General features: G+C 74.0%; 13 protein-coding genes. 6 read left to right on the top strand and 7 right to left on the bottom strand.

Going from position 1 to position 13,931, the window contains the following annotated elements:
- Positions 1 to 75: 75 nt before the first annotated feature.
- Positions 76 to 1,239 carry a nucleotide disphospho-sugar-binding domain-containing protein gene (locus AC2CHG_RS02665; RefSeq protein ID WP_262011937.1) on the top strand — a complete coding sequence of 388 codons (1,164 nt, stop codon included), beginning with the start codon at positions 76 to 78 and terminating at the stop codon, positions 1,237 to 1,239.
- A 10-nt stretch (positions 1,240 to 1,249) separates the two neighbouring features.
- A complete protein-coding gene (locus AC2CHG_RS02660; protein ID WP_484524081.1) occupies positions 1,250 to 2,452 on the top strand; it encodes a cytochrome P450 in 1,203 nt (400 codons plus the stop codon).
- Between the two features lie 4 nt (positions 2,453 to 2,456).
- On the opposite strand, the gene AC2CHG_RS02655 is transcribed toward AC2CHG_RS02660, so the two are convergent.
- A complete protein-coding gene (locus AC2CHG_RS02655) occupies positions 2,457 to 3,866 on the bottom strand; it encodes a condensation domain-containing protein (RefSeq protein ID WP_484524080.1) in 1,410 nt (469 codons plus the stop codon).
- Positions 3,867 to 3,931: 65 nt separating this feature from the next.
- Between AC2CHG_RS02655 and AC2CHG_RS02650 the strand changes: the two genes are divergently transcribed.
- The 3 genes from AC2CHG_RS02650 to AC2CHG_RS02640 all read left to right on the top strand — a co-directional run bounded on the left by AC2CHG_RS02650 (position 3,932) and on the right by AC2CHG_RS02640 (position 6,306).
- Entirely contained in the window at positions 3,932 to 4,612 is a 681-nt protein-coding gene (locus AC2CHG_RS02650; protein WP_262011940.1) for a 4'-phosphopantetheinyl transferase family protein, read from the top strand.
- Between the two features lie 74 nt (positions 4,613 to 4,686).
- A complete protein-coding gene (locus tag AC2CHG_RS02645; protein ID WP_232236583.1) occupies positions 4,687 to 4,980 on the top strand; it encodes a phosphopantetheine-binding protein in 294 nt (97 codons plus the stop codon).
- Positions 4,981 to 4,992: 12 nt separating this feature from the next.
- Positions 4,993 to 6,306, top strand: a complete 1,314-nt coding sequence (locus tag AC2CHG_RS02640; protein ID WP_262011941.1) for a glycosyltransferase family 2 protein — start codon at positions 4,993 to 4,995, stop codon at positions 6,304 to 6,306.
- Positions 6,307 to 6,319: 13 nt separating this feature from the next.
- On the opposite strand, the gene AC2CHG_RS02635 is transcribed toward AC2CHG_RS02640, so the two are convergent.
- From AC2CHG_RS02635 to AC2CHG_RS02620, 4 genes are all read right to left on the bottom strand, one after another.
- Positions 6,320 to 7,558: a beta-ketoacyl-[acyl-carrier-protein] synthase family protein gene (locus AC2CHG_RS02635; protein WP_262011942.1), complete on the bottom strand. Its 1,239-nt coding sequence runs from the start codon at positions 7,556 to 7,558 to the stop codon at positions 6,320 to 6,322.
- A gap of 65 nt (positions 7,559 to 7,623) precedes the next feature.
- Complete coding sequence (locus tag AC2CHG_RS02630) at positions 7,624 to 7,884, bottom strand: acyl carrier protein (RefSeq protein ID WP_013286876.1); 261 nt, start codon at positions 7,882 to 7,884, stop codon at positions 7,624 to 7,626.
- 96 nt (positions 7,885 to 7,980) lie between these two features.
- Positions 7,981 to 9,234: a cytochrome P450 gene (locus tag AC2CHG_RS02625; RefSeq protein ID WP_355509850.1), complete on the bottom strand. Its 1,254-nt coding sequence runs from the start codon at positions 9,232 to 9,234 to the stop codon at positions 7,981 to 7,983.
- The gene (locus tag AC2CHG_RS02620) at positions 9,225 to 10,187 is read right to left on the bottom strand and encodes a PaaX family transcriptional regulator (protein ID WP_355509853.1); all 963 of its coding nucleotides are present in this window, start codon (positions 10,185 to 10,187) and stop codon (positions 9,225 to 9,227) included. Before AC2CHG_RS02620 ends, AC2CHG_RS02625 begins: the two co-directional genes overlap by 10 nt.
- 237 nt (positions 10,188 to 10,424) lie before the next feature.
- On the opposite strand from AC2CHG_RS02620, the gene AC2CHG_RS02615 reads away from it, so the two are divergent.
- On the top strand, positions 10,425 to 11,786 hold the full coding sequence (locus AC2CHG_RS02615) for an extracellular catalytic domain type 1 short-chain-length polyhydroxyalkanoate depolymerase (protein WP_262011945.1): 1,362 nt from the start codon (positions 10,425 to 10,427) through the stop codon (positions 11,784 to 11,786).
- A gap of 78 nt (positions 11,787 to 11,864) precedes the next feature.
- Here AC2CHG_RS02615 and AC2CHG_RS02610 read toward each other — a convergent pair whose 3' ends face one another.
- Both AC2CHG_RS02610 and AC2CHG_RS02605 read right to left on the bottom strand, forming a co-directional pair.
- Positions 11,865 to 12,620, bottom strand: a complete 756-nt coding sequence (locus AC2CHG_RS02610; RefSeq protein WP_194799048.1) for a GntR family transcriptional regulator — start codon at positions 12,618 to 12,620, stop codon at positions 11,865 to 11,867.
- 88 nt (positions 12,621 to 12,708) lie between these two features.
- Positions 12,709 to 13,911, bottom strand: coding sequence for a dipeptidase (locus AC2CHG_RS02605; RefSeq protein ID WP_396882404.1), 1,203 nt, complete (start codon positions 13,909 to 13,911; stop codon positions 12,709 to 12,711).
- Between the last annotated feature and the right edge of the window lie 20 nt (positions 13,912 to 13,931).

The following is a 13,931-nucleotide window of genomic DNA, read 5'->3' as shown; positions in this document are numbered from 1 at the left end:
CCTAGCATCGGTTCTCCAGGGCTGCCGTTTCGCCGCGCGGATTGGTGGGATTTGACTGCGCCGCTGCGAATTCTGATGTCGACGTGGGGCTGGCGGTCGCATTTCTACAGCCTGGTCCCGCTCGGCTGGGCGTTGCAGGCCGCCGGTCACGAGGTACGGGTGGCGAGTCACCCGTCGATGGCCGCCACGATCAGCGCGGCCGGGCTCGCCGCCGTACCGCTGGGCGCGGACGTCGACTTCGCCGAGGCGTTCGCCGGCCGGATCGGCGCGGTGGCCCCGCTCGCCGGTTCCGCGCCGGCCGGCGCCGTCGAGCCGGCGATCACCGCCGACGGCGGGGTGGTCCGGTTCGCCGACGCCGTCCTCGACGACATGGTCTCGTACGGCCGGTCCTGGCGGCCGGACCTGGTCCTCTGGGAGCCGTTCAACCTGGCCGCGCCGGTGGCCGCCGCCGCGCTGGGCGTGCCGGGTGTGCTGAACCTGTGGGGGCCGGACTCCTCGACCACGCTGCGCCTGGACCCGGACGAGGTGGTCGGGCCGCTGGCCGCCCGGTTCGGGTTGCGCGCCGCCGACGTGCCGCTGGACGGCGTCCTGACGCTCGACCCGGTGCCGCCGCCGATGCAGGTGCCGATGCGGCGCCCCGGCCGCCCGGTTCGGTTCGTGCCGTACAACGGTCCGGCAGTGGTGCCGGACTGGCTGCGCCGCCCGGCGGACCGGCCCCGCGTGTGCGTCACGGCGGGCACCATGATGGCCGGTGCCGGGCTGCACGACCGGCTCGACCTGGGCGGGGTGATCCGCGCGGTGGCCGGGCTCGACGTGGAGGTCGTCGTGGTGGTCGAACCGCGCCAGCACGAGGGGCTGGGTCCGCTGCCGGCCCGGGTCCGCCTGGTCGACGGGCCGCTGGCGGTACGCCTGGTGCTGCCCACCTGCGCCGCGCTCGTGCAGCAGGGCGGGGCCGGCACCACCATGACCGCGCTCGCGTACGGCGTGCCGCAGCTCGTCCTGCCCCAGGTCAGCGACCAGCACTTCAACGCCGGGAGGCTGGCGGTCGCCGGCGCGGGCACGTGGCTGGCGGGCGAGCGGGCCACCGCCGACGCGGTCCGGGACCACGTCGCCGAGCTGGTCGGCGACGGGCCCCGGCGGCGGGCGGCGGCGCTGATGCGTGACCGGGTCCGCGCCATGCCCGCCCCCGCCGACCTGGTGCCGACGCTCGCCGCTCTGGCCCGGGGCGGCCCGATCTGAGGAGTCGCAGATGACGCAGGACCCACCCGCCATCCCGTACCCGCTCGCGCCGGCTCCGACGATCTACCACCCGTCGCCGGACTACACCCGGATGCGCGAGTCGTGCCCGGTGGCCCGGGTCGAGCTGCCCGACGGGGCGTGCGCGTACCTGGCCACCCGGCACGCCGACGTGCGCCGGGTCTTCACCGACCAGCGGTTCAGCCGGGCCGCCGCGGCCGGCCCGGACCGCCCGACCCGGGAACTCGGCTCGCTCGCCGAGGACTCGCTGATCGGGATGGACCCGCCGCGGCACACCACGATGCGCCGGGCCGTCTCGCACGCGTTCACCGTCCGCCGGGTGGAGGAGCTGCGCCCGACGGTCGCGGCGCTGGTCGACCGGATGATCGACGACCTGGAGGCGGCCGGCCCGCCCGCCGACCTGATCACGCACGTCTCCGGTCCCCTGCCGATCTCCGTGATCAGCACGCTGTTCGGCATCCCGGAGCGGGACCGGGAGCGGGTACGCCGGTGGTCGGACGCGCTCGTCGGCGACTGGGACGCCGACCCGGACGCGCCGCGGGCGGCGCTGGAGGCGTTCCGCGAGCTGATCGACCAGCGGCGCCGCGAGCCCGGCGACGACCTGATGAGCGCGCTCATCGCGGTCTGGGACGACCACGACGACCTGACCGAACGGGAGCTGGTGTCGGTCACCGCCGGAATCTTCGTGGGCGGGCACGAGACCACCACCAACCAGCTCAACCTGTTCCTGCTGGTGCTGGCCCGCCATCCCGAGCAGCTCGCCGGGCTGCGCGGCGACGATCCGGTGGCGGTGGCCCGGGCGGTCGAGGAGCTGTCCCGCTTCATCCAGCTCGGCGACAACGGGGTGCTGCTGCCCCGGGTCACGACCGAGGAGGTGGAGCTGGGCGGCGTACGCCTGCCGGCCGGCGCCGCCGTGCTGCCGGCGATCGCGTCGGCCAACCGGGACGCCACGGTGTTCCCGGGCGCGGACACGCTCGACCTGGGCCGCGTGCACAACCCGCACCTGGCGTTCGGCGCCGGCCCGCACCACTGCCTGGGCGCGGCGCTGGCCCGGATGGAGTTGCAGGAGGCGCTGGGTGCGCTGCTGCGGCGACTGCCGGGGCTGCGGCTCGCTGTCGACGAGGCGAAGCTGCGGTTCCGGCCGGGGCTGGTGGTGCGCAGCCTGGAGTCGCTGCCGGTGACCTGGGACCGGTGACCGGTCAGCCGCCCGTCGACCCGGGGACGACCCGGGTCGGCGCGGCGGGGTCGAGCGCCGCCTCCACCGCAACCTCCTCCACGCCGCGCAGCAGCCGTTCCGCCTGCTCCTCGGTGAAGCAGCCGAAGTCGAAGATGACCTGGAGGTGGACCGTCTCCGGCTGGTCCTCGACGGTGATGAAGACCTGCTCGGGCAGGTGGTCCAGCGGGCCGTCCCAGACCAGGAACGTCTCGTCGGCCCGGCGGCGGATCCGCTCGGCGGTCACCGGGTCGTCGTGCAGCCCGTCGTCGGCCGCCTGCCGGGTGCTCACCCGCCGGTCGTTGATCCGGCAGCTGATCCGGGCCGGGTACCCGCGTTCGGCGTCCAGCCGGTCCGAGACCTCGGCGAGCTGCGCCGGGTCGTAGTAGGCGTACTTCCCGGCGGAGACGGCGGCTCGGCGGGCGCGCGCCACCACCTCGTCCACAGTGGAGTCCGCGGTGTCGACGCGCAGCACGCCGTTCTGGCTGAGCGGGGCGATGGCCTCGGCGAAGCCCGGCCGGAACCGGTTGCCGACGATGAGCTTGGCGGTGAGCGGGCTGACGCCGGTGGCCCGGCCGATCGCGATCGCGATGACCGCGAGCAGCACGCGCGAGGTGTCCGTGCGGGTCCGCGCCGCGATGGCCCGCACCGCCAGGTACGCCGCGGGCGAGCTGAACCGGCCGTGCCAGTACCGGTGGCCCCGGCGCCCACCGGCCGCCGGCTCGCCGAACGTCAGCGGCGGGACGTCCCGCAGGTGTTCGGCCCAGTGGCGCACGGCCCGGTCGCTGAGCCGGCGCAGCGGCGGCGTCTCCTCCCGCCGGCCCAGTTCGAGGATCTGCACGGTACGCGGGTCGGCTACCCGGCGGACCGGCCGGCCGGCCAGGCCGAGGTCGGCCAGGATGAGGGACGTGGCGGTGCCGTCCACCACGAGGTGGTCGATAGTCAGCACCCGGTGCACCAGCGCGCCGCGGTGCCGGATCACCGCCATCCTCACCGACCAGTCCCGGTAGAGGTCGTAGTGGCTGAGCAGGCGGGCGTGGCCCAGGTCGTAGGCGAACGCGGCCACGTCGGCCGGGTCCGCGTCGTCGGGCACGTCCACCACGTCCAGGACCGTCTCGCCGCTCCCCGACACGACCTGGCACGGGCCGCCGCCGTCGCCCGCGCCGAGCCGCATCCGCAACGCCGGGTGCCGGGCCATCAACGCGGCGAACTCGGCCACCACCTGCTCGATCGTGACACCCGGGGGCATCGGGTGGGCGCCGCTGACGTTGTGCGTCCAGCCGGTCTCCCGCATGTCCTGCATGATGGCCTTCTGCCCCCAGGTCAGGGGCGCGGTGCCGGCGCCCGGCCCGGCGAACGCCACGGGAACCTGGGCCTGGACCGTCTGCGCGAACACCCGCTCATCAGAGCAACGCGCATCGGTATGTGTCAACGTGACGGCGCACGGTTACGCTGCCGTCCATGCGGGACGCCGTCCGGGTCTGGATCGTCGCGGTGGCGGTGCCGGCGGACGAGCTGGCCCGGTACCGGGCGGTGCTCGACGCGGACGAGCGGGACCGGGCCGCCCGGCTCGGCGCCGGGGCGCTGCGGGACCGGTTCACGGTGGCGCACGGCGCGCTGCGCGTCCTGGCCGGGCGGGCCACCGGTGCGCCACCGGCGGCGCTCACCTGGCGCCGGGGCCGGTACGGCAAACCGGCGCTGACCGGCCGGTGGAGCGGCCTGCACACGAGCCTGTCGTACTCCGGCGACCTGGTGGCGGTCGCGCTCAGCGAGGGCCGCCCGGTCGGGGTGGACATCCAGCACGTCGCGCCGGGTGGTGACCCGGTGTCGGCGTCCGCGCGCTTCTTCGACCCGCGGGAGGCCCGGCACGTCGCCGCCGGACCGGACCCGGCCGGCCGGGCACTCCGGTTCACCCGGCTGTGGGCGCGCAAGGAGGCGGCGGTCAAGGCGGCCGGGGGCCGGCTGTGGCCCAACCTCGCCGTGCCGGTGCACCGGGTCGACGTGGTCGAGTGCGTCGAGCCGACCGGCCCGAACCGGCTCGCCGACCTGCCCACACCCGCCGGGTACGCGGTGGCGGTCGCGCTCGCCGGCGACCGGCCGTACGCCGTCGAGTGCCGCGTCGGCCTCGGTCACGATCGGTGACGCTCGCCGCACCCGTTGACACCTGCCGATGTCCCCTGCTCTGATGACTCCATGCCGACGCGCATGATCGACTCGTGGGACGCCCGGTGCTAGAACACGACGCGCCGGCCGACGCGCCGCCCCGTGACCAGGTCGTCGACCGCCTGACCGTCCTGCTGACCCGCATGCTCCGGCCGGACGCGCCGGTCACCGAGCAGACCCAGCTGATGGACGACCTCGGCCTCAGCTCCTCGCTCGGCCTGGAACTGCTGCTGTCGCTGGAGGACGAGCTGGAGATCCAGATCGACGTCGAGGAACTCGACGAGGATCGGATGGCCACGCTCGGCGACCTGGCCGACTACATCACCGCCAACTCCACCCCGCGCTGAGCAGGCCGAGACGTGGACCGGCCCGGCCTGAGCGTGGTGGTGCCCGCGCACGAGAACGGCTCCGCGCTCGACGCGACGCTGCGGTCGCTGACCCGGCAGACGCTGCCGACCGGCGACTTCGAGGTGATCGTCGGCGACGACGGCTCGGCCGTGGCACTGGGCCCGGTGGTGGACGCCTACCGGGACCGCCTGCGGATCGACTACGTCCGCAGCGAGCGGAACCGGGGCCGCAGCGCCAACCGCAACGCGGCGGCGGCCCGGGCCCGCGCGGACACGCTGATGTTCCTGGACGCCGACACGGTGGCCCATCCCGGGCTGCTGAAGCGGCACCGCGACTTCCACGCCGGGCGAGCCGGGCGGCCCGGGGTGCTGCTCGGGCAGCGGTACGACCTGGACTGGGCCGGCGCGGACGCGCTGCGCCGGGGCGACCCGGTCGCCCCGGCGATGCTCGACGCCGAACGCGGCGACCCGCGGTTGGAGGACATCGCCCTCCCGCAGCGGACGGACGACTTCCCGAGCGCGCCCTGGGTGCTGGGCCTGACCCACAACGCGTCGGTGGACCACGAGTCGTTCCGGCGGGTCGGCGGCTTCGACGAGGCGATGGTGAAGTGGGGCTTCGAGGACCTCGACTTCTTCTACCGGGTGTTCCACCTGCACGGCGCCCCGGCGGAGCTGTTCCGGCTGGACGTCGACGCGCTCTCGTACCACCTGCCGCACTTCCGCAAGACGTCGAACGGGCTCGCCTCGATGGACAACATGAAGTACCTGCTGCGCAAGCACCTGCGCTACGACGTCGAGGTGCTGTACGGGCTCAACACGTTCGGCCGGCACCTGGGCCGGATCCGGCTCTACGGCCAGGCCATCGAGGCGTACCGGGCCGGTGGGCTGGGCCGGCCGGACGTGCTGCCCGCGTCGTTGCGCGAGGAGCTGGCGGCGAGCGCGGCGCTGGTCGTCGGCAACGGCGTGTCCGCACTGGACCTGGGCGCCGGGTCGCACACGTACGACCACGACGCGCCGGTCGGCGAGACGAACTCCCACCTGCTCGGCACCGTGCTCCAGCAGTTCAAGGCAGGTGCGCTGGACCTGATCGTCAACGTCGACATGTGGCGGTGCCTGCTCCCCGAGGACCTGCCCGCGTTCCTCACCCGGGGGCTGCTCAAGGCCGACCGGATCGAGCTGGTTGCCACCCGGACCGGCCCGGACCAGCGCGCCCTGCTGCCGGTGCCGCTGGTCGCCGACCTCGACTACGTGGCCGAGATGCTGCGCCCGCACTTCACCGTCGCCGTCGCCGCGTACGACGCCGCGACCGTGATCACGCTCCGCTGAGGCACGCCGCCGCTCAGGCGGGGCGGGCCAGGACGAGGCTCACGTTGTGGCCGCCGAAGCCGAACGAGTTGGACAGCACCGCGTCCACCGCCACCGCCCGCGCCTTCTCGCGGATGTGGTCGACCTCGCCGTCGCGCTCCGGGTCGTCCAGGTTGTGGGTCGGCGGCAGCAGGCCGCGGCGCAGCGCCTCGACCGCGATCGCCGCCTCGATCACGCCGGAGACCCCGAGCATGTGCCCGGTCACGCCCTTCGTCGAACTCAGCGGTGGCGGGGCGGCGCCGTAGACCTCGGCGAGCGCGGCCAGCTCGGCGGCGTCCCCGGCCCGGGTGCTGGTGCCGTGCGCGTTGACGTACCCGATGTCGCCGGGCAGCAGCCCGGCGTCGCGGACGGCCATGCGCATGCAGCGGGCCGCGCCGGCGCCGTCGGGGCGGGGCGTGGTCGGGTGGTGGGCATCGTTCGTGGCGCCCCAGCCGAGCACGTCGGCGTGGCGGTGGGCACCGCGCGCGGCGGCGTGCGCGGCGCGTTCCAGGACGAACACCCCGGCGCCCTCGCCGAGGACGAGCCCGTTGCGGCGGCGGTCGAAGGGGCGGCTCGCGGCGGCCGGGTCGGCCCAGCCGCGGGCGAGCGCGCGGGCGTTGCCGAACGCGTCGGCGAACGTCGGGAACAGCGGCGCCTCGGCGCACCCGGCGAGCACCACGTCCGCCTCGCCGGCGCGCAGGATGCGCAGCGCCTCCCCGATCGACTGCGCCCCGGCCGCGCACGCCGTGCCGATCGACGACGTGTAGCCGTGGATGCCGAACTTGATCGCGATGCGGGCCGCGCCCATGTTCGGCAGCGTGCCGGGCAGCATGTACGGGCTGACCCCGAACCGGCCCCGCCCGGCGCGGGCGAGCACCTGCTCCTCCAGCGTGGACAGGCCGCCGACGCCGGAGACGACGACCGCCACCCGGTACGGATCGACGTCCTGGCCGATCCGCAGTCCGGCGCCGGCGAGCGCGTCCTCGGCGGCGCGCAGCACCATCACGATCGACCGGTCCACGACGCGGGACTCCGGGCCGGGCAGCACGCTCGCCGGGTCGATCGCCGGGGCGAACGCGGCGACGTCGACGACGCCGTGCAGCGGATGGCCGGCCGGCGGCCGGGTGAGCCCGGACCGGCCGTCGCAGACCGCGTCGAACACCTCGGCGGCGGTCGCGCCGACCGGGCTGACCAGTCCGATCCCGGTGACGGTGACCGGTTCGCGCACGCTCACCGGACCCGCCGCGCCGGCGTGGGCGCCGGGACGCCGCGCGGCCGGGTGCCGTGCCCCGACATCGGTCAGTGCGCCGAGGCCGGTGCGATGCGCGCCGCCACCGTCCGGCTGAACTCGCCGACGGTCATCATGGCGAGGTCCTCCGCCTCGTCGTCGTCGAAGGCGACCCCGAACCGGTCCTCCACGCGTACGGCCAGCTCGGCCAGGCCGAGGGAGTCCACGTCGAGCCCGGCGGGCCCGAAGACGGTGTCGTCGTCGACGTCGGAGACGTCGTACTTCATCTCGGTGAGTGCGGCGAGGAGGAACGCGCGGATCTCGTCGGTCATGTCCGGTGTTTCCCTTCCACGGTGTCCTGGCGGCGCGCTCGACCTGCTCAACGGAACGTGTGAGGCGCGGAGCGGACACTCCGCGTAGCATCGACCTTACTCGATCGGGTTGGTTTGGCAAGGTGCCCGACCGGTCAGCCGTACCGGTAGCCGGTCGTACCCGCGCAGCATCAGTGCGCGGCGCGGGCCGGGCTCGGCGGCCAGCGCCGGGAAGCGGTCCAGCAGCCGGGGCAGCACCAGCCGCCCCTCGGCGCGGGCCAGCGTCGCCCCGAAGCAGTAGTGCGGCCCGGCGCTGAACGCCAGGTGCCGGTTGTCGGGGCGGGACGGATCGAACCGGTCCGGGTCGGGGAAGCGGCGCGGGTCCCGGTTCGCGGCGCCGGTCAGCACCACCACGGTCCGGCCGGCCGCCACCGGGAGACCGGCGACCTCGGCGTCCTCGGCGGCGTAGCGGACCGCGAAGTGCACAGGCGGCTCGTACCGCAGGATCTCCTCGACGTACGACGCGGCCAGCGACGGATCGGCGCGCAGCGCGTCCCGGGCGTCCGGCCGCTCGGTGAGCAGCACCAGCCCGTTGCCGAGCAGGTTCGCGGTGGTCCGGAACCCGGCGTTGTACATGATGATGAGGTTGGCCAGCAGCTCGTCGGAGGTCAGCCGGCCGGGTTCGTCGTCCAGGCCGCGCAGCAGCGCCGAGACGAAGTCGTCGCGCGGCGCCGCCCGGCGCGCGGCGACCAGGCCGGTGAAGTACGCGGTCAGCTCCGCCGCGGCCACGTTGGCGGCCCGGACCTCGCGCATGGACCGGCGGCCGATCTCCAGCACCGCGTCGAACGCGCGGACCCGGGACGGGAACCACTCCCGGTCCGCCTGCGGCACGCCCAGCAGCTCACCGATGACGTCACTGGGCAGCCGCAGCGCGAAGCGCGCCATGAAGTCGACCGGCCGGCCGTCCGCGCCCTCGGCGGCGAGCCCGTCGAGCAGGTCGTCGGCGATGCGCCCGATGGCCGGTTCCAGCGCGGCGACCCGGCGCGGGGTGAGCGCCTGGGAGAACAGGTGCCGGACCCGAAGATGGTCGCCCTCGGCGGCGTTGAGCATCGACGACTGGAGGATCCGGATCACCTGGTGCTCGCGCCAGCGCACGCCGGCCCGGTCCAGGTACTCGGCGCCGAGCACCCGGAAGACCGGGTCGCGCAGCACCCGGTTGACCGCGTCGTACCCGTGCACGACGAGCGCGTGCGGGTCGGCGGGCCGCAGCGCGACCGCCTCCCCCGCCTCGTGCAGCCGGGCGTAGAACGGGTACGGGTCACGCCGTACCTCGTCACCGAGCAGCTCGTCGAGGGAGATGGTCACGCGCATGGCCGCTCCTCGCGAATGCCGGCGAGCATGTCGGCGGTGGTGTGCGCCCGGATGCCCGGCGGCACCGGCTCGGCGAACCGCGCGACGACCGCCCGGACGTGGGTCTCGGCGGCGTCGGCCAGGCCGTCGTAGACGGCCGCGAACAGGTCCCGGGCGGCCCGGCGCGGCCATCCGGCGGGGAGCAGTTCCAGCGGCAGTCGCGGGTCGAGCGTGGGGAACCGCCGGTACGTGTCCATCACCTCGGTCCGGGCCCGCACGGCCGCGGCGCCGCCGACGGTGCCGAGCCGCGACACCATCGGGGTCCACCGGCGCAGGAACGCCTCGTACTGTCCGCTGATCGCGTCGACGTCCCAGGCGTCCACGGGGGCGCGCTGACCGATCGCGTCCAGCGCGTCCTGCCGGCCCCGGAACACCGTGACCGCGCCGAGGGCGAGCGGGGCGAGCCGGGCCCGCGCGGGCGCGGTCAGCTCGTACGGCGAGATCCACAGCCCGTCGTAGAGCGGCGCGAAGCCGAGCCAGCGCAACTGGCCGCGCAGCGCCCGGCGTTGCGCCCCATGGTCCTGCGGCAGCGAGAAGGCGACGACGGTCCAGCATCCGTCCCACGTCTGGACGTCGGTCGTGGAGGCGATGATCCAGTTACCGCCGGCGGACAGGTACTCGGCGGCGGAGCGGCTGAGCCGGTAGAAGCTGTTGCGGCCCTGCCGGCTGCCCTCCAGCACCCCCCGGCGGGCCAGCCGGCTGATCGCGGTACGCGCCCCGGCGCTCGTCACCCCGGCCTCGCCGAGCAGGGCGACGATCGCCGCGGACGGCAGGTCGGCGCGGGTGCGCAGCGTGTAGTCGGCGAGCAGGGTCACCGCGACGCTCTGCGGCGAGGTGCCGGCCTGCCGCCGGGGCAGCCGCGCGGCGGGCCCCTCGTCCGGGTAGATCTCCTCGATGTCGAACGGGTTTGCCACGCGCGCTCCGGGCTCGGCTCAGGGACGGTGCACCGACTGTAGACGAACGCCGCCGCAGCTCATCGGAGCGCATCGATTGACACTTCAGCGTCCGGCGGGAACACTATGTGCCACACGACGGAGCCGGGCCGGGCGAGACACGTCAATGGGCGAGACGCGACACCGCGGCGGTCCGGGCCGCCGGCGCGGCGCGCGCCCGCCCGTCACCGCCCGCACAGGGCGATCGAAGGAGATTCCGTGAGAATCAGAGCCAAGATGGTGGTGGCCCTGGCCGCGTCGCTGGTGGCGGCCGGCCTGGTGATCCCCGCCGTCCAACCCGCGTACGCGGCGTCGCTGACCGAGGTGACCAGCTTCGGCGACAACCCCGGCCGGATGCGCATGCACGTCTACGTCCCGGACACCCGCCCGGCCCGGCCGGCCACCGTGGTGGCCATGCACGGCTGCGGCGGCTCCGGCCCCGGCTTCTACTCCGGCAGCGAGTTCGCCGGGCTGGCCGACCGGTACGGCTTCATCGTCATCTACCCCAGCGCGACCCAGCAGGCCGGCTTCGGCAACTGCTTCGACACCTGGTCCGACGCGGCCAAGCGGCGCGGCGGCGGCAGCGACCCGGTGTCGCTCATCTCGATGGTCCGCTACGTCCAGCAGCAGTACGGCGCCGACCCGGACCGGGTCTACGCCACCGGCAGTTCGTCCGGCGGCATGATGACCAACCACATGCTGGCGCTCTACCCGGACGTCTTCAAGGCCGGCGCGGCGTTCATGGGCGTGCCGTTCAACTGCTTCGCCGGCGCCGCCGACTATCCCCCCGGCTCCAGCCAGTGCACCGGCGGGAACATGAACCGCACCCCGCAGCAGTGGGGTGACGCGGTCCGCCAGGCGTACCCCGGCTACACCGGGCCCCGCCCCCGGGTGCAGTTGTGGCACGGCACCAACGACACGCTGGTGCCGTACTCGCTGCTCCAGGAGACGATCGAGCAGTGGACGAACGTGTTCGGCCTCAGCCAGACGCCCACGTCCACCGACACCCCGCAGTCCGGCTGGAACCGGCGGCGCTACGCCGACGGCACCGGCACCGTGCAGGTCGAGGCGTACAGCATCCAGGGCGCCGGGCACAGCCTGCCGTCGGCCGGCATGGCCGCGGCCGCGGTGGCGTTCTTCGGCCTGACCAGCACGCCCAGCCCGACCGCCACGGCCAGCCCGACGGTGTCGCCGAGCCCGACCGTCTCGCCGAGTCCGACCCTCTCGCCGACGCCCGTCCCGACCACCCCGCCGCCCGGCACCGGCGCCTGCTCGGTGAGCATCGAGCTGAACGCCTGGAACAACGGGCTGACCGAGAACATCACCATCACCAACACCGGCACCGCCGCGGTGAACGGCTGGTCGCTGACGTTCACGCTGCCCAGCGGCCAGACCATCACCTCGGGCTGGAACGCCTCCTACTCCCCCGCCTCGGGTCAGGTGACCGCGCGCAACCTCGCGTACAACGCGGTCATCCCGGCTCGCGGCTCGACCACCATCGGCTTCCAGGCCACGCACACCGGTAACACCGCCCGGCCCGGCTCGTTCAGCCTCAACGGCTCACCCTGCACGCTCGCCTGACCGGCACTCCACACTCCGGCGTTCCTTCCCACGGCGCCGGGGGCGGCCCCGCGACCCGAGAGGTCGCGGGGCCGCCGTCTACTCGGCCGGCGAGGCCGGTTCCGGCTCCCCGCCGCGACTGATCCGCAGGGTCAACACGTCGGTGCGAACCGTGATGTGGCCGTGGAACAGCGGCGCGCCGCCCGTCCCGTAACCGACCTGGGTCGCGGTGACCAGCGGGTGTCCGATCGCCACGCCGAGCCGCTCGGTGGCCTCCTCGTCGGCGAGCACCGCGGAGAGTTCGATCTCCGCCCGCCGCACCGGCATGCCGGTCGCGCTGGCCAGGAACTCGAACATGTCCAGGTCGATGCTGAGCAACCCGGACGGGTCGAGGTCACGGCCGTCGAAGCGCAGCGGCAGGTGATCACGGATCCAGGCCGCCGGTACCCCGTCCACGGCGAAGAGCCGGTCGACCCGCCACACCGGCGAGTCCGGCTCCAGGCCGAGGACGCGGGCGCAGTCGGCCGGGCACTTCGCCCGGCTGACCGCCGCGTCCTGAAGCGTCGGACGGTGGCCCGAGGCGGTGATCCGGTCCCGCAGCGCGGTGACGTCCCCGATGGACACCGGCACCCGTTCGGCGTCGTCGTGCACGAAGGTGCCGATCCCCCAGGTCCGGGTGACCACCCCCTCGGCGACGAGCTGCCCCAGCACCTCGCGCACGGTCGCGCGACTGACCTCCAGACGCTCGGCCAGGTCCCGCTCGTTGGGCAGCTTCTCCCCCGACCGGAACTCGCTGCCGATCAGCTGCCGTAGCCGGCCGTGCGCCGCCTGTAGCGCGGTCTCCCGCCGAGCCATCCGCCCTCACCTCATCACTGCCCGCCGCCGCGTCGGCGTACGGAGTGTAGTTCGTCCGCGTGCGCTCAGCCGATCACCCGGGACGGCGTCACCAGACCTGCTCCAGCACCCGGATCGTGTTGCCGCCGATCACCTTGGCGATCTCGTCGTCGGAGTAGTCGTGCGCCACCAGCCAGCCCACGATGTTGCCGAACGCCTCGCCCGGATTCTCCAGCCCGGACACGTACTCCACCCGCGGGTGCTGCGGACGGTTGCCGGCGTCGTGGGCGTAGTTGCCGGCGTAGGTGTCGTGCACCCCCACGTGGTCGCCGAACATGGTGTCCGGGCCGAACGTGACGTGGTCGATGCCGACCAGGTCGACGCAGTAGGTGAAGTGGTCCATCACCGACTCGATCGAATGGTGCTGGTGCGCCTGCGAGAGCGTGGTGTGCGGGGCGGCCTCGATGCCGATCACGCCACCTCGCTCGGCACAGGCCCGGATCACCTCGTCCGGCTTCATGCGGGAGGTGTCCCAGACCGAGCGGGCGCCGGCGTGGGTGATGAACACCGGCACCCGGCTGGCCTCGATCACATCCAGGCAGGTCTGGTCGCCGGAGTGCGAGATGTCGATGGCGATGCCGAGCTTGTTCATCCGGTCCACCGCACGCCGGCCGAAGTGCGTCAGCCCGCCGTCGTGCTTCTCCGACAGGCCCCCGCCCAGCATGTTCGCCTGGCTGTACGCGATGCCGAGCTGGCGTACGCCGAAGCCGTAGAGGATGTCGATCCGGTCCAGCTCGTTCTCGATCGGACTGCTGCACTCCAGGCCTGCGACCAGGGCCAGTCGGCCGTCCCGCTTCGCGGCGTGGATGTCGTCCAGGGACGTGGCCAGGAAGACGTGGTCCTGCTTGTAGAGGTCGCTCATCCGCATCCCGAGGGCGTAGACGAGGTCGTTCCACTTCCAACCGTTCTCGCTCGTCACACAGGAGGCGCCGGCCATGAAGTTGTCGAAGACGGCGGTCAGGCCCGAGCGCGCCAGCCCCTCGTACCCGGTGCGCTGGCGGGCGGTGCGGTTGTAGGCCCGCAGCTCACGGACGTCGGCGGGCAGGACCACCGGATGCTCGTGCAGCGAGATGGCGGCGTGCTCGGTGAGCAGCCGCGTCACCCGCGCCCGCTGGGCGTCGGTCAGACCGAGGTCGTGCTCCGGCACCCGGCCGATCTCCTCGGCCAACGTGAACACCCGGTAGTCCGAGTGCGGTTCCAGGTACGAGTACGACCTGTGACCCTTGTACCGGGGGGCGGGTTCTTGCAGCAAGACGCTTCTCCTTTGGCGAT

Source organism: Micromonospora sp. ATLC20 (assembly GCF_057196585.1).
The sequence above is the reverse complement of the archived record's forward strand: the minus strand, read 5'-3'. Positions and strand labels throughout refer to the sequence as shown.

What these genes read in the sequence shown, in the direction of transcription:
- AC2CHG_RS02630 (WP_013286876.1), bottom strand. Translation starts at nt 7,884, where the DNA reads ATGACCGACGAGATCCGCGCGTTCCTCCTCGCCGCACTCACCGAGATG.
- AC2CHG_RS02660 (WP_484524081.1), top strand. Translation starts at nt 1,250, where the DNA reads ATGACGCAGGACCCACCCGCCATCCCGTACCCGCTCGCGCCGGCTCCG.
- AC2CHG_RS02650 (WP_262011940.1), top strand. Translation starts at nt 3,932, where the DNA reads ATGCGGGACGCCGTCCGGGTCTGGATCGTCGCGGTGGCGGTGCCGGCG.
- AC2CHG_RS02625 (WP_355509850.1), bottom strand. Translation starts at nt 9,234, where the DNA reads ATGCGCGTGACCATCTCCCTCGACGAGCTGCTCGGTGACGAGGTACGG.
- AC2CHG_RS02665 (WP_262011937.1), top strand. Translation starts at nt 76, where the DNA reads ATGTCGACGTGGGGCTGGCGGTCGCATTTCTACAGCCTGGTCCCGCTC.
- AC2CHG_RS02610 (WP_194799048.1), bottom strand. Translation starts at nt 12,620, where the DNA reads ATGGCTCGGCGGGAGACCGCGCTACAGGCGGCGCACGGCCGGCTACGG.